The 21,325-nt window shown below is 40.4% G+C and carries 11 protein-coding genes; 3 read left to right on the forward strand and 8 right to left on the reverse strand.

Annotated elements, in window-relative coordinates; genetic code table 11:
- Positions 1-68: 68 nt before the first annotated feature.
- The 3 genes from MTN96_RS05840 to MTN96_RS05850 all read right to left on the reverse strand — a co-directional run bounded on the left by MTN96_RS05840 (position 69) and on the right by MTN96_RS05850 (position 6,335).
- Entirely contained in the window at positions 69-1,925 is a 1,857-nt protein-coding gene (locus MTN96_RS05840) for a glycoside hydrolase family 13 protein (RefSeq protein ID WP_248530943.1), read from the reverse strand.
- Positions 1,925-3,418 carry a tryptophan halogenase family protein gene (locus MTN96_RS05845; RefSeq protein WP_248530944.1) on the reverse strand — a complete coding sequence of 498 codons (1,494 nt, stop codon included), beginning with the start codon at positions 3,416-3,418 and terminating at the stop codon, positions 1,925-1,927. Before MTN96_RS05845 ends, MTN96_RS05840 begins: the two co-directional genes overlap by 1 nt.
- Before the next feature lie 115 nt (positions 3,419-3,533).
- Entirely contained in the window at positions 3,534-6,335 is a 2,802-nt protein-coding gene (locus MTN96_RS05850) for a TonB-dependent receptor (RefSeq protein WP_248530945.1), read from the reverse strand.
- Between the two features lie 653 nt (positions 6,336-6,988).
- Here MTN96_RS05850 and MTN96_RS05855 point away from each other — a divergent pair.
- On the forward strand, positions 6,989-8,614 hold the full coding sequence (locus tag MTN96_RS05855; RefSeq protein WP_248451499.1) for an alpha-glucosidase: 1,626 nt from the start codon (positions 6,989-6,991) through the stop codon (positions 8,612-8,614).
- A 126-nt stretch (positions 8,615-8,740) separates the two neighbouring features.
- Here the strand turns inward: MTN96_RS05855 and MTN96_RS05860 are convergent, their stop codons facing one another.
- Entirely contained in the window at positions 8,741-9,292 is a 552-nt protein-coding gene (locus tag MTN96_RS05860) for a TIGR00645 family protein (RefSeq protein ID WP_248451500.1), read from the reverse strand.
- A gap of 235 nt (positions 9,293-9,527) precedes the next feature.
- Here MTN96_RS05860 and MTN96_RS05865 point away from each other — a divergent pair, with 235 nt between their 5' ends.
- Entirely contained in the window at positions 9,528-9,770 is a 243-nt protein-coding gene (locus tag MTN96_RS05865; RefSeq protein WP_004587793.1) for a hypothetical protein, read from the forward strand.
- Between the two features lie 118 nt (positions 9,771-9,888).
- On the opposite strand, the gene topA is transcribed toward MTN96_RS05865, so the two are convergent.
- Positions 9,889-12,585: a type I DNA topoisomerase gene (gene topA / locus MTN96_RS05870; protein WP_248451501.1), complete on the reverse strand. Its 2,697-nt coding sequence runs from the start codon at positions 12,583-12,585 to the stop codon at positions 9,889-9,891.
- 249 nt (positions 12,586-12,834) lie between these two features.
- Positions 12,835-16,140 (reverse strand): Ig-like domain-containing protein, encoded by a 3,306-nt coding sequence (locus tag MTN96_RS05875; protein WP_248530946.1) that lies wholly within the window; start codon positions 16,138-16,140, stop codon positions 12,835-12,837.
- A 188-nt stretch (positions 16,141-16,328) separates the two neighbouring features.
- Between MTN96_RS05875 and MTN96_RS05880 the strand changes: the two genes are divergently transcribed.
- Entirely contained in the window at positions 16,329-17,660 is a 1,332-nt protein-coding gene (locus tag MTN96_RS05880; RefSeq protein ID WP_004587790.1) for a dicarboxylate/amino acid:cation symporter, read from the forward strand.
- Positions 17,661-17,722: 62 nt separating this feature from the next.
- Here the strand turns inward: MTN96_RS05880 and sohB are convergent, their stop codons facing one another.
- Together sohB and MTN96_RS05890 are read right to left on the reverse strand one after the other, a co-directional pair.
- Positions 17,723-18,739, reverse strand: a complete 1,017-nt coding sequence (gene sohB / locus MTN96_RS05885; RefSeq protein WP_248530947.1) for a protease SohB — start codon at positions 18,737-18,739, stop codon at positions 17,723-17,725.
- Positions 18,740-18,839: 100 nt separating this feature from the next.
- Positions 18,840-21,269, reverse strand: a complete 2,430-nt coding sequence (locus MTN96_RS05890; RefSeq protein WP_248530948.1) for a VolA/Pla-1 family phospholipase — start codon at positions 21,267-21,269, stop codon at positions 18,840-18,842.
- Positions 21,270-21,325: the final 56 nt, after the last annotated feature.

Below are 21,325 nucleotides of genomic sequence, written 5' to 3' on the forward strand. Positions count from 1 at the left end.
ATTGTTATTAACTTTATACTAAAGATTACTGCAGCAACCATACAGTTGCTGCATACGTATTCAGGTCACTATTGTGGCGTATTTATAACGAGTACCGTTGCGCTCATCGCTGGTAATTCAATGGTTTTGCCAAGCTTTTGTGTTTTTTGAGTAAATAAATTAAATGCTGTTGTGCTGTTAGGCATTACCTCTTGCATATACTCAATATTTTTTTGTAGCGTTTGTGTGTTTTTATTCATAAATACCAACACTGTTTGCTCATCGCTAATACGCGCATAACTATAAACCCCTTGTTGAGGCGTAAAGTGTACAAGCTTTCCTTTATCTAATGCTGAGCTGTTTTTTCTAAAGTTAAGCAGCGTACTGATGGTGTTATGCATCTCTTTTTGCTGTTTTGTTAAGCCCTCTTTGGTAAAGGCATTACGAGTTTGGCCTTCAAACCCGCCGGGGAAGTCGATTCTAATATCACCATGGTCTTTACTTGGGGTGTTATCTAATAGTACTTCCGTACCGTAATACATTTGCGCTATGCCACGTGTGGTTAAAAACAAGGTCATCGCCATTTTTGTTTTGGCTACATCTTGGCCAAGCTCTGTGTAAACACGGCTCATATCGTGGTTATCGGCAAATACCATAATGTTATTGGTATCAGGGTATAAAAAGTCATTAGCTAACGATTCATATACTTTAACCCAACCCGTGTTCCAGCTTTCATCTTCATTTAGCGCTTGAATTACCGACTCTTGCAACGAAAAGTCCATCACGCTTGGTAAGCTTGATGTATAGCCATCTTGGTTATGCTTTCCACGTTGCCAGTAAGAGGCAATAGCAGGGTTAGACGTCCACTCTTCTCCAACAATATTAAAGTCTGGGTACTCTTGCATTATGGCTTTTGTCCAATCACTCAAAAATGCTTTATCTGAATACGAGTAGGTATCAACACGTATGCCGCTTAAATCGGCGTATTCTATCCACCAAATCGCATTTTGAATTAAGTATTCACTTAACAGTGGTTGGCGCTGATTTAAATCAGGCATGGTTTCTACAAACCAGCCATCGTTAAACTGGCGCTTGTCGTATTCACTGGCGTGTGGGTCTTGTATGGTTTGGCGCGCATGGCTGGTGGCATTTTTGCCTTTATTAAACTCACCATTAAAGTTAATCCAATCTTTAGTTGGCTTATCGTTAACCCAAGTATGCTCAGAGCCAAAATGGTTAAGAACCATATCCATTACAAGGCCTATACCCTGCTCTTTTGCTTTTACTGATAACGTTTTGTATAGCTGGTTTGAGCCCATTCGTGGGTCAACCTTATAAAAGTCTGTAATTGCATAACCATGATAAGAATAATTAGGCATGTTGTTTTCAAGCACTGGGGTTAACCAAAGCTGTGTTACGCCTAAATCGTTTAAATAGGGTAGCGCGTTTATAACGCCTTGAATATCACCACCGTGGCGCCCACCTTTTATACTCGGGTTTGCCGCTTCTAACATGCTTGCGACAGTATCGTTTTGTTTATCACCATTAGCAAAGCGATCTGGGTTAATTAAATAAAGCGTATCAGCTGATGTAAACCCTTGACGCTGAGCGCTGTTTTTATCTCGCTCAAGAAGTGGAAACTCAAAGTTATTGCTTGTTTCGCTGCTATTAAATTCAAGCGTTCCGGCTTTAGCGGCGTCGGTAATGGTAATATTTAAAAATACATAATTTGGATTGTCGGTACGGGTTACTTTATTTAACTTAACGCCGTTGTATTTCGCTAATTTAATTTGCTCGTTTGCAATGTTTTGCTCATGAACCATGATGGTAATCGTGTTTTTGTTCATGCCAACCCACCAATTAGCTGGCTCGACGTCAAGTGCGTAGCTAATGGTTGGTAAAGTACAGGCACTTACAAGTAAAAGTTTTTTTAAAAGTTGCATCATCAGGCCTTTTTAATTTTTGCTAAAAAATCTTTATGAGTGGGTAATTGATCTACCGTTGAGGTAATAAGCGTTTTTAGTGTTGAGAATAAATCGTTTAGTTGTTCACTACTGAGTGAGTCAACAATGCTGTTGTAATCTTCGGGGATAAGACCTTGGCCAATAAACACCTGTTGCCAGGCAACTTCGGCAAATAATTCGTCGTTTTCGCGCACTACTTTGCCGGTTTGCTTGAATAATTTGAGCTTATGGGCCAATGAGTCAGGAATGTCCATTTGCTTACATTGTCGCCAAAATGGAGAGTCTTCTCGTGCTGTTAGTGTGTAATGCAATATTATAAAATCACGAATGTGCTCAATTTCTATCACGCTTTGCTTATTAAATTCAGTAACTAAAGCTTCGCTTATGCCATTGTGTGGAAACAGCTTTATTAAACGGGTTACGGCACTTTGTATTAAATGAATACTGGTAGACTCTAGCGGCTCTAAAAAGCCACTGGCAAGGCCAACCGATACCACATTTTTATGCCATTGTTTTAACCGCCGCCCTGTTTTAAATTTAATCACCCTCGGCTCAGTCATTGGCTCAGTGGGTAAATTATTTAATAATAACTGCGTTGCCGCATCGTCAGATAAATAACGACTACAGTACACCAAGCCATTACCTATTCGGCTTTGCAGCGGTATTTGCCACTGCCAGCCTGCGCTGTGTGCAATTGAACGCGTATAAGGTTTTAGCTCGCTAGTACCTTGAGACTGCACCGCAACGGCGCTATCACACGGTAAATAATGAGACCAATCGACAAAACCGGTGTTAAGGGTTTGCTCTATGAGTAAGGCGCGCTGCCCAGTAGCGTCTATAAAAAGGTCACCATTTATCTGTTGTGTGTTATCAAGGGTTAATGATTTTATATTTCCTGATAGAGGGCATTGTTCAACCTGCTCTATTTTGGCATCAATATGCTCAACACCGCGTGATGTTGCGAGTTTTTTTAAAAACTCAGCATATAACGTTGCGTCAAAGTGATACGCATAACTCAAGCCAGGCAATTGTGTATTAGGTAGGGTATTTAAGGGTGCAAATTTATGCTGTTTAGCCGCTTGGTAGTTTAGAGAAAAGTCCCATAAGCTTTCTTCTGCACCGCTAATATGTCCTTTTACCCAAAAATTGTAAAAATCGCAAAAGGGGAAGTCTTTCCCAAATGAGCCAAAAGCATGCATATAGCTATGAGAGGGGGTTTTCCAATTTTCGAACTCAATTCCTAATTTTATAGATGCATTTGTAGCGTTTATAAAGTCTTGCTCGTTTATACCCAGTGCATTGTTAAGTTGAATAATAGGCGGAATTGTTGCTTCACCCACGCCTATAGTGCCAATAGTACTTGACTCAATAAGGGTTATTTTAATTACTTTACCTAACACTTTATTAAGCAAGGCGGCTGTTATCCACCCTGCCGTGCCCCCGCCTGCGATTACGACGTGTTTTATTGGTTTCATATTATTGTCCACGTTTACAGTTTAAAGCTTTGTTAAGTTTGATAAAATTTAGATAAAGTAGCTATAAAAAAGCCCTTGTAAAACAAATTACAAGGGCTCCTACACACAACCTTTATTATAGCTTGTAGCTAAAGCCTAACAAGTAAGTACGACCGTAATCTTGGTAGTCACGAACTTGTAGCGCGTTATCGCCAGAAAGCGATGTAAACGGCTCTTCTGTTAAGTTTTGTACTTGGAACTGAATTGATAAACCTTCAAGGCTTTCAATACCGGCTTCAGAAAAGTCATAACCCGCTTGAACATCCCAAATTGTTTCACCTAGGATATCTACTTGCTCGGTGTTAAAACCTAAACCGTATACATCACCTTTAAAGGCACTACGCTTACGCATACTAGTACGTAATTGCACACCATTCATCTCGTAGTAAACCGTTAAGCTTTGAATTTTATCTGAAAGACCCGGTAGCTCGTACTCATTACCGTTTTGATCTTCAATGTCTGATTCAATACCGGTATGGCTTGCAATTAAACCAAAGCCTTCAAGTGACGGGTGGAAAATTTTAAATGGTAACGCTAGAGATAGCTCGTAACCGTATAGGTCACCGCCGCCGCCATTTACTTTACCACTACCTGTGCCCTCTGATGTTGCAGGAATTTCACCTGTTGATGGGTCAGCAACGCCCGACATATCAATTTCGTATTTACCATCAAAAATCCACTGCGTTAAGTCTTTATAGAAAAATGCAGCAGAGAAGTAACCTTCATCACTAAAGTAGTTTTCGTACGTTAAATCGTAACCAGTTGCTTCTTTTGGCTCTAAATTAGGATTACCACCGGATACAGACCAGTAGTTACCATTTTCATCCTGTGTAGTATTGTAAGATGCGTCAATAGATGCATTCATTTCGTCTAAACGTGCACGAGAGATTGTTTTAGCCGCACCAAAGCGAACTGTTTGTTGCTCATCAATCGCAAGTGATAAGTTTAAGCTTGGTAATACGTGTGAGTAATCGTGGCTAATATTGGTAGGTGATGCCACCACAATATCATCAACAGTGTTAAATGCATTACCCTGCGATGACTGGTCGGTATGAACATAACGTACACCCACATTACCTGTAAGTGCTAAGCCGCTTACTTCGGCATTAATATTAGCCTGTGCAAATACTGAGGTAATTTCTTCTTTTACCGTCCACGATTTTGTTAAATGGCTCGTATTCGTTAAGCTTTCATCTAACAAGCTGTAGTAACCGTCATTTACTAACCCATTAACATCGTAAGCAATCATGTCACCCATGCCAATAAAGCCTAGATCAACGCTACCCATGCGATATTGCTCTGGCACAGCTAGCATGCCAGGATTATCAAGCGAAAAGCCAGATAACGTCATAAAGAAACCTTGCGAATCTTTTGTTTTTTCACGCTCTTTATAAGACATACCAAACTCAATTGAGCTGAAGTATTCGTTTTCTAATACTTTTGATGCAGCTAGCTTTAACGTAGACAGCTCATCTTCAATCGTTGGTGCATTTATGAATCCATCCTGTGCCTGATCTTTATAACCGGAAATGTCATTTCCATCAGCATCAATTAAACCATATTGATTATTTAAGGCCTTACTTGCGCCCCACGATAAAGGACCACCTAATTGAATAAGGCTGTAATCACTATAATCTAAGTCATGAGTAAACGTAGCACCTGTATTACTACCATTAAAGGTGTAACCTAAATTATCTGCAACACCACGTGAATCACCGCGCCCTGTACCTGAGTAACTTTCAAGGCTCCACACTTTACGATCTACATGCGAGTAACTTGCATCAAATTCAACTGACCATGAATCGTCAATATCGTATTTAGTATTAAAACCAAACGCGGTTAATTCTGCTTCACGCTCTTCGTAGTCATTACGAACAACAACTCGTTGACCTTCGGTAACGGCACTCGTAATAAAACCAGATTCCTGATCTATTACGAATGAGTCTTCGTCCCGTGCACCTTGCCCCCATGCAAATGGAATTTCGATACCACGTAAGATTTTTTCATCTGTAAAATCTACATATAATGCATCAAACGTCATATTTAGTTTGTCAGTCGGTGCAGCTTCTAGTACGAGCATGGCTGAATCACGTTCAAGTGTCGATGAACGTACAAATGGTTTTGCACCACCTAAAATTGAATATGTTTGGCCACCTACTTCTCTTTCGGGGTAGCCCCAAGCGTTCCAACGTTTTTCTTGGTTTGGTGAGCTCATTGAAGTTAAGGCAAATGCAACACCTATGGTGTCATCAGCAAACTGATCGATGTATGAAATAGTACCGCGGTAACCATCGTCGTTACCGTCTGGGTTTAGTTTATCAAAGCTGGTTTGCTCGTATTGGCCATTAACTTGAAATACACGCTCGCCTTTACTTAAAGAACGCACGGTTTGCATGTTAATAACACCGGCAATACCTTCTGCTTCGATACTTGCGTTTGGTGTTTTATATACGGTTACACCGCTCATAATTTCTGATGGGTAAAGGTCAAACTCTACGCCGCGGTTATCACCAATAGATACCTGTTCACGGCCGTTAAATGTAGTACCACTTTCGTTTTCACCAAAACCACGAATTGATACTCTGCTTGCGCGACCATCTAAACGCTGCGCTGTTAAACCAGGTAAGCGTGCAATAGACTCAGCAATTGATGAGTCAGGTAGTTTACCTATATCTTCTGCAGAGATAGATTCTACAACCTGTGTAGAAAAGCGTTTTGTGTTGATAGATTCAACAACACTGCCACGAAAGCCTTTTACTTCGATAACCTCAACGTCATCATTTTTAACTGTATCTTCTTGCGCTGCTACAGAGGTAAAGCTTGCTAAACCTGCAGTTGCTAATGCCAAAGTTAATATACTTGGTTTGAACATAGACATGATGTTTTTCCCGTTACCCATATTGTGATACCCGCTTCTTTATTTGAGTGATAGTCAAACAGGCGAGCTAATTTTGTTGTCAGCATCAATATTAACGCTCGAATTATTTTATTAACAACTTTATGCATACGTATTCAGTACTATGCAAAACGCTAAAAGTTAACAACGAGTTCACAAATAAGACTTTAACCTACTGTTTTAAGTAGTTTTATTTTGGTGCAACCTAGTGATTTATTATCATTATAAAAATACATCAATTATTTAACTGAAATTCCTGTGTCATCGTTTGTAAATAGCGTTAATTAAAGGTTTTTTATAAATTTACACGCTTATCTTTTGTAAAGATTATCAGATTAAATTGGTCTGACCAAAGAGTGGAATCACCAAACCTGTGCAGCCCTTTAAAAATAAGCACCAAAATAGCCAGTTGTTTTAGTTACACATAAATAAACATGATTGGTAAAAGTGCTGCAGCGGTTTTTATGCGTAACTTTCCGCTTAGCTAAAACCGCTTTTATGTAAGTAAATTAGCTGCATACGTATGCAGACTTTTTACAGAGCAGCACCCTTCACGTATGCTTTTTGAAAATTTAGTGATTGTTTCAATCAAACTAATAACAATATAAATACTGTGTGGAACGACGGAGAAAAGCATGGCCCAACAGCAGTGGTATAAAGGTGCGGTTATTTATCAGGTTTACCCGCGAAGCTTTCAAGACAGCAATAACGATGGTATTGGTGATCTTAAAGGGATAATTAATCGCATTGATTACATTAAAAGCTTAGGCGTTGACGCTATTTGGATTTCTCCTTTTTTCAAATCTCCAATGAAAGATTTTGGCTACGACATAAGTGACTATCGCGATATAGACCCCATATTTGGTGACCTAAACGACTTTGATGAGTTAATAGATCAAGCACATAAACGCGACATTAAAATTATTATTGACCAAGTGTTAAGCCATACATCAGATCAACATCAATGGTTTTTAGATAGCCGCGAAAACCAAAACAATGATAAAGCTGACTGGTACGTATGGGCAGATGCTAAAGAAGATGGCACAGCGCCTAATAACTGGTTATCTATTTTTGGTGGCGGTGCTTGGCAATGGGAGCCTCGTCGCGGTCAATACTATTTACATAACTTTTTAACCGAACAGCCTGATTTAAACTTTCATAACCCAGATGTAAGAAAAGCTGTTTTAGAAAACGTAGAGTTTTGGCTTAAAAAAGGTGTAGATGGTTTTAGATTAGACGCTATTAACTTTTGCTACCACGATGCACAATTACGTGACAACCCAGCAAAGCCTAAAGATAAACGCCAAGGCCGTGGCTTTAGTGAAGATAACCCATATGCTTTTCAGTACCATTATTATAATAATACCCAGCCAGAAAACATTGAGTTTATGCAAGACATACGTGCATTACTTAATAAATACCCGGGTACTGTATCACTTGGCGAAATTTCATCGGAAGATTCATTGGCAACAATGGCAGAATATACCCAAGGCGGTGATAAGCTGCATATGGGCTATAGTTTTGAGCTACTCACTGATGATTATTCAAGTGAATACATAAGAGAAACCGTACAGACTCTTGAGCAACGCATGACTGAAGGTTGGCCGTGCTGGGCGTTTAGCAACCACGATGTAGAGCGTGTTGCGAGCCGCTGGAGCCAAAATGGTGAAATAAACCCAGCACAATGCAAAATGCTTACAGCCCTACTTGCTTCATTACGTGGTAGCGTATGTATGTACCAAGGTGAAGAGCTGGGGCTAGGTGAAGCCTCTGTAGCATTTGAAGACCTACAAGACCCATACGGCATTACCTTTTGGCCAAACTTTAAAGGTCGCGACGGCTGTAGAACGCCAATGCCATGGGAAGGTAACAACACACAAAACGCAGGATTTAGTGCTGCTAAACCCTGGTTACCGGTTGATAGCGCGCATACGCAGCAGGCTGTGTCTGTACAAGATAAAGATGCAAACTCTATACTTAATGCCTACCGTGAGTTTATGGCATGGCGTAAACAGCATACTGTGTTATTAGCAGGCGATATTAATTTTATTGATACTGCTGAGCCTATCCTCGCTTTTTACAGAACGCTAAACGAGCAAACTATGTTATGTGTGTTTAACTTAGCTGATACCAATCAAACATTTGAGTTGACTAAAACAGTGACTGAGGCGCATGACTCACTATCTCATTGTAATGCTAGTTTAGATGGTAACAAGCTAAACATGAGTGGTTTTGGCTGTTACTTTGCTTTTGTAAAATGAGAATGCCCTGACGTATGATGCTCAAAAGCCCGATTTTATCGGGCTTTTTTGTGCGCTCAAATAGTGGGACTGCTATAGCCGGTTTTAAGACGAAATACAGGCCACCAAACCACTAACTTAACCTTTCTAATGTGATTGTGTTTTACTATTTAAATAATCAGTGAGCGCAAATAACACGCCAGAGCTTACAAAGGTGACATGGATAATCACTTTCCAAAATAGCTCCTCACTTGAATGAATATTAGAATTAATAAATACCTTTAAAAGCTCAACCGCAGATATAGCAACAATTGCGCTAATAAGCTTCATTTTTAAGCCTGAGAAACCTACTTTTCCCATCCATGACGGCCTATCTTCGTGGCCCTCAATATTAAGCTTTGAAACAAAGTTCTCATAACCACTAAAAATAATAATAAGTAATAAACCAGCCAGTAAAGCGGTATCAACGAGGGTAAGTATGCCCACTAATAACTCTTGGTTTGTTGCACTAAAAGTGGCAATACCCATTAAATAAAGTTGCTTAAAAAACTTTATTAATAGCAATATTACAGCAAATAGTAGGCCTACAAAAAACGGGGCTAATAACCAGCGCCCTTTAAATATAAACGACTCTAAGCCCTGCTCTACTTTGTGTATTTTACGAGGCGTACTGGTTGGTATTGATTGGTGTTCTGACATTAACTTATCTTTTTATAAAAAAGCGACCTTAGCTTATAATTTATTACAACACAATTACTTATATAATTATTTAAGCGTAATTTACTCATCTTGACGATAAAAATTTTTCGTTATCTTTTATTTTAATTTCGATTAAAAATCACTACACCAACAGAGTTGTTCTGCATTGGGCACTATTTAAATACAGCTTTAAAATGTATTTAAATCGTAAAACCATTTATTTAGGAATCAACAAATGAATAAAGCATTGCTAGCATTAATAGTTGCACCACTTTTTGCTGTATCTGCAACGGTTGCAATCGCAGACGATGCACCAGTAGCTTCTGCACAAACAATTAAAGAATACACAGATATGTGTGTAAATTGGGCTAAAGATGATGATGTAAGTAACGACGATCTATTTGGCTATGTTCTTCAATGCGTTAATGATGAATTAGAGTCTGAAGGCTACAAAAAAGTATCTACTGTACAAATCTAAACAATAAAAAATATGCGGCTAATAAAGCCATTGCGACGCATATAATCATAAAAAACCGGAATGACACAGGCTGTGTATTCCGGTTTTTGTTTGTCTTAGGCTAAATAAATTTTAACGTTTATTCAGCTTCTTTTTTTGCTTTAGGTTTAGCTGGCGATTTTTTTGCAGCCGCTTTCTTTTTAGGCGCTGCTTTTTTCTTCGCTTCTTCTACCCATTTACCCGCTTCGTAGTGAGCAGTCCAGCCTGTGGCTTTTCCGTCAACTTCAGTCATCACGTATTGCGCTTTATTTTTACGGCTATAACGTACTACGGCTAAATTGCCATCAGGATCTTTTTCTGGCGCATCAGCTAAGTAATAAAACTTAGGTGAAATACGCTCTCTAAAACGCTTTAGCTCAGCCACTTTAGGCGCTCGCGTCTCGCGTGACTTAGGGAAGGTGTTAGCCGCCAAGAAAATACCTGCAGCCCCGTCACGTAAAACAAAATAAGCTTCTGACTTTTCACATTCAAGTTCAGGTATGTGCACAGGATCTTCTTTTGGTGGCGCAGCTTCGCCGTTTTTAAGTAACTTACGCGTATTTTTACACTCTTCGTTGTTACAGCCAAAATACTTACCAAAACGGCCCGATTTAAGCTCCATGTCTGAGCCACATTTATCACATTCGATAATAGGCCCATCGTATCCTTTAATTTTAAAGGTACCTTGCTCAACGATATACCCTTCACATGCAGGGTTATTACCACAAACATGTAATTTACGGGTTTCGTCTATTAGGTAAGAGTCCATAGCCGTTTCACAGATTGGACAGCGCTTCATTTGCATTAATGTTTCAGTTTCAATGTCTTCAACATCTGCCGCAACCGCTTCATCCCCTGATACTAGGTTCATAGTGGTTGTACAACGCTCTTTAGGCGGTAAGTTATAACCTGTACACCCTAAAAACACCCCTGTAGATGCCGTGCGAATACCCATTTTTCTGCCACACGTAGGGCAGTCAATGTCGGTTTCGACCATTTGATTAAGGCGCATTCCGCCTTGCTCTGGCTCATCTTTGGCTATGTTTAATTGCGTAGAAAAATCAGCATAAAACTTATCAAGCACTTGGGTCCATTCACGCTCGCCTTCGGCGATATCATCTAAACGACCTTCCATTTTTGCGGTAAAATCAAAGTTCATTAAATCAGTGAAGTTTTCAACCAAACGGTCGGTAACAATTTCGCCCATTTTTTCAGCGAAGAAACGACGGTTTTCTACCCGTACATAACCACGGTCTTGAATTGTTGAAATAATTGATGCGTACGTAGATGGACGACCAATACCACGTTTCTCAAGCTCTTTTACTAAACTTGCTTCACTAAAGCGCGCTGGCGGTTTAGTAAAGTGCTGCTTAGGGTCAAGCTCAATTAAACTAAGTACTTCGCCTTCTTTTACTGCTGGCAGAGATTGATCTTCTTCATTCTTTTTGCGTACCGCAGGTTGCACTTTTGTCCAACCATCAAAGCGAAGTACTCGCCCTTTTGCTTTTAATTGAAACTCATCAGCGGCCACAGTAAGTGTTGTTAAGTCGTACTCTGCAGGCACCATTTGACAGGCAACAAACTGACGCCAAATTAATTCGTACAGTTTTTTGGCATCGGCATCAACACCTTCAACATGCCCAGAAAGTACAGTGACACTTGAAGGACGGATCGCTTCGTGCGCTTCTTGTGCATTGCCTTTAGAGCTGTAGCTAATTGGGTCTTTAGGTAAGTACTTTGCGCCAAACTCTTGCGTTACATAATCACGACACATTTCAACTGCATCTTTTGACAGATTAGTTGAATCGGTACGCATATAAGTAATGTAACCGCCTTCGTAGAGGCGCTGTGCAAGCATCATTGTTTTTTTAACGCCATAGCCTAAACGTGTACTGGCGGCTTGTTGCATGGTTGAAGTAATAAAAGGCGCACTTGGGCGGCTTTTGCTGGGTTTTTCTTCAACACTTATTACTTTATATTCGGCTGTCTCAAGGCTTTTAACTGCGGCTGTAGCCTGAGCCTCATTTACCGGCTTAAATGGCTTATCTGCTTGTTTGGTGACTTCTAAGCGTAATTGTGACTCAGTATTTTTAACATCGGCGTGTATATCCCAAAACTCTTCAGGTATAAACGCTTTAATTTCACGTTCGCGCTCTACTAATAAACGTACCGCAACCGATTGCACACGCCCAGCAGAAAGCCCGCGCGCTACTTTAGCCCATAATAACGGCGATACCATAAAGCCAACTACACGGTCTAAAAAGCGGCGTGTTTGTTGTGCATATACCATGTCGGTATTTAGTTCACCAGGTGTTTCAAACGCTTGTTGAATCGCATTTTTTGTAATTTCGTTAAATACAACGCGTTTATATTTTTCAGGCTCACCACCAATAATTTCTTGAAGGTGCCAAGCAATTGCTTCCCCTTCTCTATCCAAATCCGTTGCGAGATAAACTTGGTCTGCATTTTCGGCCAGCTTTTTTAACTCTTGAACTACTTTCTCTTTACCTGGCAAAATTTCGTAATGTGGCTCCCACCCTTTTTCAGGATCAATACCCATACGTGCAACTAAGTTAGTGTAATCTCGTTGCTGTTTATACGCTGCCTTTTCTTCAGGCTCCATTTTACGAACTTCAGCTGGCGTTTTAGTCGCCGGTACTTTAGCTTTGTTCGAACCTGAAGTAGGTAAATCACGCACATGTCCAATACTGGACTTTACGATGAAGTCTTTACCTAAGTATTTATTAATTGTTTTAGCCTTAGCAGGTGACTCTACAATTACTAGCGATTTGCCCATAGTTGCCTATTTCTAACCAAATATTTAAATGTGTTTTGCCGACATAAACGGCGCGAATATTTATAGGTATATCTACAAACACCTATTGTTACAAGCTTTTAATACAAACTTTTCAGTATTTACTGAATAAACAAACAATTTTTGTTGTTAAATTATACAAACCGGTGTTTTTAAAATAATTGCTGTGGAATATATAGAACACAAATAAAAAAGCCAACCTTAAGGTTGGCTTTTTTTACATTCTACCGATTATAAATCGTCGGTTACGCTAACAGAAAGCGTACTTTCTAACCCTGAAGGCGCTTCGGCAGTAACGGTTAAAATACCACTAAACTGCTCATTTCCTCCATCTAAGTCTTCACGCGTAATACCAAACGATAAACCAACAGGCACAATACTTGTTGTATTAGGGTAAGTGTAATTATCACTACCTGTTAAAATACCGTTGTCTGTGTCAATAGAGATGGTTGTTTCAGCAGGCATTGGGTTGTTATATATATCTGCTATAAATACCGTAAGCCCTAGGCTAGCAGTGCCTGATGCAGTTTGTGTTAAATCTATTGCATCAACCTGACACATTATTGCGCTAGTGGGGTCGTTTTGCACACGGCGAACAAGTGGACTTGCAGGGTCGCTGTTTACACGTACCTCTGAAGCGGTTGCACCCGCGATAGCAGAACAATCATCCGCGTATGTAACTAGCCTAAAGAATGCAGTATCACCCGACATTACGATTTCTTGGTTTTGAAATACATTAACCATTTGACGACTACAAATACCTGCGGCTTCGTCTTCTTCACGACACAGTAAGCCGTTGTATAGGCCGTTTTCTGTGGTCCATGTACCATTGCCATCAAAATCGACAAATTCTTCAAACTCATCACCGGTTGAGTTAGCGCGTGAACATGGGTCGGTTCCATCATTACAGTCTTTACCGCCATAGGTGCCATCTTCATTGTTATCGATAAAGGCTTCTGGAATATCAAATAAATCATCAAAAAAATCTTCACTGTCAAAGTAGCCGTTGCCATTTAAATCAGAGAACGTTTCTTCACCAATTGCATAGGCATGTACAGTGGCACGTCCACCTAACGGTAAATCTACCGTTAAGTCATTATTTAAAATTCCTAATGGGCATGGTAAGCCACCATCACACTTTTGCGTAATGGTATTTTCATACATAGAGTCAGTAAACGGGCGTGGGTTACTGCTGGTCCACGTTACGCTACACGTACCATTGGTTGTTGTACAACTTGGCTCTATTACGCCCCCTTCTGTGATAAAGCTAACAGCTGTTCCATCTGGCACAGGGTTGTTAAAGTGATCAGCTAGGCGAGCATTAACCGATACGGTATTACCATCAACATTTAACGCATGAGGGTTAAATATAGAACGCGATAGCGAAAAGCTATTTTGATCAACAATACCTGTACTAATTACAAGAATATCTGAAGGGGCGGTTACAATAACCGTATCGCCATCTACGTCTTCTTCGCTAGATGCGATAACACGCACAGGCGTAGCAATTGAGCCCGATTGAACTGAGGTAGTAACTTCACCGCTGGCATTAGTAATTGCACTGGCTGTGCCTAACGTTATACCACCGACTGCCGTTGACAGCTCAAAGTTAACCGTTCTTGAAGCTAAATCATTGCCATTTGAATCCACAAGTTTAAATGTTACTTCAGAGATTTCAGTTCTGTCAGCACCACCCGTACCTTTTAATGCAATTACTGGCTCAGTCACTTCTACAAATTGTAAAAAGCCAATATTGGCAGGTGATACATTTATAGTAGTACTAGCAGAAACCGTATCGCCACCGGTGATCACGGTAGCCGTAATTATATCCCCACCCACACAAGTAAGCGGACGGTATGTAGAGCGTGCAAAGCCGCCAATACTGGTTACTGTTTCATCTATAAGTGCTTGGCCAGAGCCAACACAACCAGATGAAAATTCAACAGTAAGTGGTGTGGTATATAGCTCACCATCTTTTGAAATTTCAATTGAGATAAGTGCTGTTGCACCTGCAGCTAATAGCTCATCGCCTGCAACCGAGCTGCTAATAGCAATTTCAACATCTACAGCAGCAATTTGAAATGCCTTAGTTAAATCGCTATCGAGCACTGACACAGTAATTTCACCGGCGCCTACATCTTGACCAGGAACTATATCTAAAAGTGCGATACCATTTGCATCGGTAATAGCCGTGCCAGTTGAAGGTGTAATTGAGCCAATTGTTGTACTCGCTGTTACTAGGGTCTGCGTAAGAGGAGTTGTCGAATTCTCGTTAGTCACTTCGATATAAAGAATCGCCGTTGAATCACCTGAGATACTAGTTACAAGATCACACTGGCTTGCATCTCTTTGAGATTTAAAGTCTGCTGGACAATTTTCTAGGATTGAAAAACTAATATCTGCAGTACTTTGGTCTGGATTTACAGCATCACCTTTTGTATAAAAACCCAGCGTTTGCTCAACACCTTCGTACTGGGCTGTTATAACGCCTGCACCTTCTACAGTACCCGAAGTTAAGTTAATTGATGCAACACCACTCTCATTCGTTAGTGCAGTACCAATACTTGGGATTAAGTTACCTAAAGTTGATGAGAAGTTTACAACTGCCCCTTCAACTTCAACGCCATCTCCGTCAAGAATAGTTGCTTTAACAACTGCGCTATCTGCGGCGCTGATTGTGCTAATTTCTGATAACGTCGTTGAAGAGGTAAGGCTTAAACCAATAGAAAAGTCTAATGATTCACCTTGAATGGGCGCATCCCCTTCAGTTGTAAATGTATAACCTTCAGAGCTATAAACAGTATTTTCATTATCGGTGTAGGTGGCCACAATAGAGCCAGCACCAGCTTCAGTCCCTGCAAGCAAGCTAATTGTTGCAATGCCTTGTTCGTTTGTTAAAGCTGTACCATTTGTAGGATTTATACTACCTAAACCAGTAAGTACAAACTCAATTAATTGGTAAGCGGCGGGTTCATTATCTATTAATAGTTCAACCTGCGCGGTAACAGGGTTTAAATAATCAACACTTCGAGTCGTAGCCCCAGATGAATCAACAAGCGTTACACTCAATTGTGGATCTGTTGATTGTGCGCCATCCGACTCAAACGCAAACGTATCGGTGTAACTTTCGCCATCTACTGTATAGGTTGCTGTTACTTCACCAGCTCCTGCATTTTCACCCGCGGTAAGTTCCAGTATCGCTATACCATCTGATTGGGTTAACGCTGTACCTGCTGTAGGGTTTAGTTCACCGATTGAGTCAGCAAGGGTAAAAGTAATACGCTCACCTGATACTGCATCGCCATCTTCATCTTCTAAAGTAGCTCTAAGCTCTAAAGGAGCAGCCGCTGTGACCGTGTTTGACTCAGTGTCACTAGATTGTAAGTAACCTTTTAAAGTTACCGTGTAAGTGGATGTTTCTGTAGTAGAATCGTCATCATCTCCGATGGTGCCGTCTTTTTCGATTGTTCCACCACCACCACAAGCGCAAAGCAAAATGCTAAATAGTGTAATGCTGAGTAGTCGCGTTAAAGGCATGGACCTCTCCCTAGCGTTGTTGTTATTTACTAATAATTGTTTACCTAATATTAACCTATAACTTAGTCTAATATCACAGTTTTTTGTCACTTTTTTATGTAAATAATTCCGCAAAGGCTATTTTTTTCTGTAGTAAATATTTCCTTGCTGGTAGTCTATGGCAAATTTGAAAAAATAGATTAGGGAATATGTCTAAAATACGTTCAATGAGTTTAACTACCCGTATCATGATTGGCATGGCACTGGGTATTGCAGTAGGCTTTTTATTTCAGGCTATATTAGCTGGTGAAGACGATTATCTAATTCCTCTTGGGTTATTCTCTTTGCCAATTAAAGCTTTTTTTGTAGATGGCCTTTTCCATGTTGGCGGACAAATTTTTATTGCCAGCTTAAAAATGTTGGTTGTGCCGCTGGTATTTGTATCGCTTGTATGTGGTACTTGTAGCTTGAGCGATCCTAAAAAATTAGGCCGTTTAGGTGGTAAATCGATTGGCTTATATTTAGTTACAACTGCCGTGGCAATTACCGTAGCTATTTCACTGGCGTTATTATTTAATCCAGGTCAAGGCATTGCACTGCCATCAGATGCAAGCTTCAATGCTAAAGAAGCCCCTACCTTAGCGCGAGTGATTATCGATATGTTCCCTACTAACCCATTCGAAGCAATGGCTAAAGGGAACATGCTGCAAGTTATTGTGTTTGCGCTTTTATTTGGTGTTTCAATGGCGCTAAGTGGCAAAGCAGGTAAACGTGTAGCCGCAGTATTTGAAGATTTAAACACGGTTATTTTAAAACTAGTAACGCTACTAATGAACATTGCACCTTACGGTGTGTTCTTTTTAATGGCTAAACTTTTTACCACTATCGAAATGGGGTTAATACTCAGCCTGGCTAAGTACTTCCTTGTTGTAGTGGCGGCGTTATTAATTCACGCATTTATTAATTACAGTATTATTTTAAAAGTATTAACAGGTCTTAACCCGCTTACCTTTTTAGCTAAAATGAAACACGCGTGTTTATTTGGTTTTAGCACTTCAAGCTCAAGCGCGACTATGCCTATTACACTTGAAACTGCGACCAAAAAACTCGGCGCTAATAACTCGGTTGCCTCTTTTACTATTCCGCTAGGCGCTACCATTAACATGGATGGCACAGCCATTATGCAGGGCGTGGCAACAGTATTTATTGCACAAGTGTTTGCTGTTGATTTAACGATTTCTGATTACTTAATGGTTATTCTAACCGCAACGCTTGCCTCGGTAGGCACGGCGGGTGTGCCTGGTGTGGGTTTAATTATGCTTGCAATGGTACTTAACCAAGTAGGTTTACCGGTAGAAGGGATTGCAATTATTATTGGTGTTGACAGGTTACTCGATATGACGCGCACAGCCGTTAATATAACGGGTGACTGTATGGTAACTTGTGTGGTTGCTAAATCAGAAGGTCAATTAGATGAAACAATATTTAACGACCCGAACGCAGCTAAAGACTTAGAAGATTACCACAAATCTACTGAGTAATTATTAAAGCCCATCAAAAAACCCTTGCTATGCAAGGGTTTTTTATTACCTTTAATAACGTTTTATGGGTTCATTGCTTTAAAACGCGACATTAAATTAACGCCTGCTTTATTTACAGAGGTACTTAGGCCAATTGCTAACTTATCACTTAACCCTTTCTTAATTTTGTATTTTACTTTGTATATTTGACGCTCAGCTTGTTGCTCTAATAACGCATCATCACTGGTTTTAATGACATCAACTAAGCCCTTTTCAATTGCTTGTGTTGCAAACCAATGCTCACCCGTTGCCACATTATCAATATTAAGTGTTGGCCGTTGGCTGCTTACAAACTCTTTAAACAAACCATGTGTTTGCTCTATTTCATCACGAAACTTTTCGCGGGCTTTATCTGTGTTTTCGCCGAACAAGGTTAACGTACGTTTAAATTCGCCTGCTGTAATTTGCTCAAACTCTACATCGTTTTTCTTTAAAATTTTATTAAAGTTAGGTATTTGTGCAATAACACCAATAGAGCCAACAATAGCAAAAGGAGCCGCTAATATTTCATCGGCCACACAGGCCATCATGTAACCGCCACTCGCTGCTACTTTATCAATAGAAACCGAAAGCTTAATACCTGCAGTTTTAAAACGCTGTAATTGCGATGCAGCTAAACCATAGCCATGCACCACGCCGCCCCCACTTTCTAAGCGAACTAATACTTTATCTTTCTCAGGATTAGCAATGGCAATAATTGCGGTCACTTCTTCGCGTAGGCTTTCAACTTCATGAGCGTCCATACTACCTATAAAGTCAATAACATATAGGCGTGGCTTCGGCTCATCATTTGCCGCTTTTTTAGACTCGACTTTTTGCGCTTTATGATGCGCTTTTAACTCTTTTTTAGTTAAAGTATTTTCTAAAAAGCCGTGTTTTAAGTCATCTAGTTGCTCAGACAAATCGTCTATTTCTATGGCTCCTTTTTTAGCTTTAGGCTTTACTGCTGAACCCACAATAAGGGTTAAAATAATTGCAATAGCAATAACAAAGGTAACCGTTTTAGCAAAAAACAAACCGTATTCGTATAAAAATTCCAACTGGTCTCTCCATTTATAAATTTAAGCTAATTTATCATGCTTTATAACAAAAAAAAGCCACTAAACAGTGGCTTTTCAAGGTTAATAAGGTATTTGCTGATTAATCAGTCACAACCTCTGGGTTACTGACTAATAACATACGCCCGCGTGCAGCTAAATAAGTAGCTACTTGGAGCTGCATTTCAGCGTTTGCTGCTGCACTGCCCTCAACAGTTGCCGCTTGGGCATCGTCTTGTGCTGGCGTTAAAATTGAGCCATGGTGCCCTTTTGTAAATTTCACCAAATAACTCGCCGGGGTTTCACTTAGTGCTTGTGAAGTGCTTACTGTTTCAAGCCCCATTAATGTTGCTAACGGAATTGTGCCCGATATAGGGTTATTTGCTGCCGCTGGCGGAATTACTTGGTCTGGTTTGTTATCTGCGCCATCGCCTACAACTACATTAGTGTATACAGGGGTACCTAATGCATTTACCGCTGCTGCGTAATTTGTTGGGTCTCCGCTATCAAGTGCGGTTTGCGCTGCAAAAGCAAACTCGGTCATTACCGCTTGAATGTTAGCAAGTTTTGTAGTTTCCCCTGCCGTAGTAAGTGAGGTTACATACGCCTGATAGCCACAAGTTAAAAACGCTTCCATATCTGGTAATAATGTACCACAGTTTGAAATAGCATCTGCTTGTAGAAACTCGTTAAACTCTTGTGATTCTGCTGTACCAGCTTGCGATAATACAGAACCTTGAATAAATGGCCCAAACGCAGCCGATTCAAGTAAAAAGCTTGCTATACCGCCACCGCCACTGGCAAGTGCTACCGTGTTTACCTTAAATAATGGGTCAACTGTATCTGCAAGCGGAGTATTAGCCTGAGCTATAAATGCAGGTGCAACAATAGAGCCTAAAGAATGCCCTACATAGGTTACATCTTGTGCATTAATTGTCTCATCATTAATAAAGTTTAAACCTAAGCGTAAGCCTAATAAATCTGCTGATGATTGACGCAAGCTATCACGAGCCACTAATAATGAGTTTAAGTTCATGTAACTTAGTACTGAACCCGTCGTTGCATTAAAGTCATCTGTCCCATCAGCATCAACATCTACACCACGCTCACCATGGCGAGGATGGTCAATCGCCGCTGTGGCAAAACCTTGAATTGAAAGTTGTGCAGTTAATGCCAACATGCTTTCTTTGTCGGTTGTTATACCGTGTTGCATAATAACAACAGGCCAGCCAGTTTCTGGCATTTCAATTGGCTCAAGACCTTGTGAATCACGAATAAAATTAATAACCGGTAAAATAGGTTTGGTTATTTGCACTGGCACATTCGCCATGCTTTGCACTTTAGGAATAGAGTTATACTTAGTTAAATGGCGCGTAGTGTCTAAACCTAAATCACGCAACTGTCCGTCACTTAACGCAGCACAAAGCCCATCATTATCGCTAATTGGCTCTGCAGGGAAAGCTTCGCCTGCTGCAGCTTTGTAACCTAAAACAGCTACCGCGTTGTCACACATACCTTGCCAATATGTATCATTTAAATCACTTATTTCAGTGCCTGTTGGGGTGCCTAAATACATAGGTAACATAACGCTACCTTTTAAATATTGCACACCAGAGAACGCATCCGATACGCTAACACCCGCAGCTGCAAATACTTGCTGCACATTTACCATTGCTTGTTCAGGTACACTTACCATTGGTGTTGGCAAAGCATCATTTTGTAAGCTAGCTGCCAGTAAGTTTTTAATTGTGCCAAGCACAGGACCTGCTGATTGAATGGTCATAGCAGCAGAAAATATAATATCATCTTTTGTAATATCACCTGAGCTTACAACCACATTCTCATAGCTATTTACTGCCGCTTGAAGACCAAGCTGAGCATCAGTAATCAATGGCGCTTCTTCACTTACAGAAGCGTAAGTAGAAGAAGGCTGAATAGAACGCCCTTGAGAGTCTTTTAATCCAGTGGTTAATACATTTATGTAAGAACTTCCTGGTGTGAAAGGTTTTAATGGGATAATAGCAACTGCATCGCCAGAGGCTTGAGAAATGAAGTCTACGCCGTAGGTTAATTCACCTACCAATTTACACGCTGAACCAGCTGTAACAACAGCACATTCTGCATCAGTTAAGCTTGCGCCCATAACCACTTCAAAAATTCTTACTGTACCAGGCGACGCTGCAGAGGTTTCATCAAGCGATACACCTGTAGGGAAAGTTAAATCAATTTTGTAAGGCACTTGCGATGACCAGCCATCTAACGCACCTAGCGCTAATTGCGGATCTGCATAAGCAGTGCGAGGCACAGAGACGTTATCATCGTCTAATTCACCTGGAATATTAATTGTGCCGTCTTGAGTGCCGCTCATTAATAAATCGTTAGGGACAGATAAAACCCCATTCGCAGGGTCAAAGGTCACCGTGGCATTAGGTATTATGGTTGCAGTATCGTTTTTAACATCTTCTAATGTTTCTCCGCCGCCACAACCTGCTAACGCAGCTGTAACCGAGAGTGAGAGTAGCATTTTTTTCATATTGTTGGCTCCGCACATATCTTTATTTTTATAGTGTGTTCGTTCAAAGTAAGTGT

The organism is Pseudoalteromonas sp. 2CM28B, from assembly GCF_023161935.1.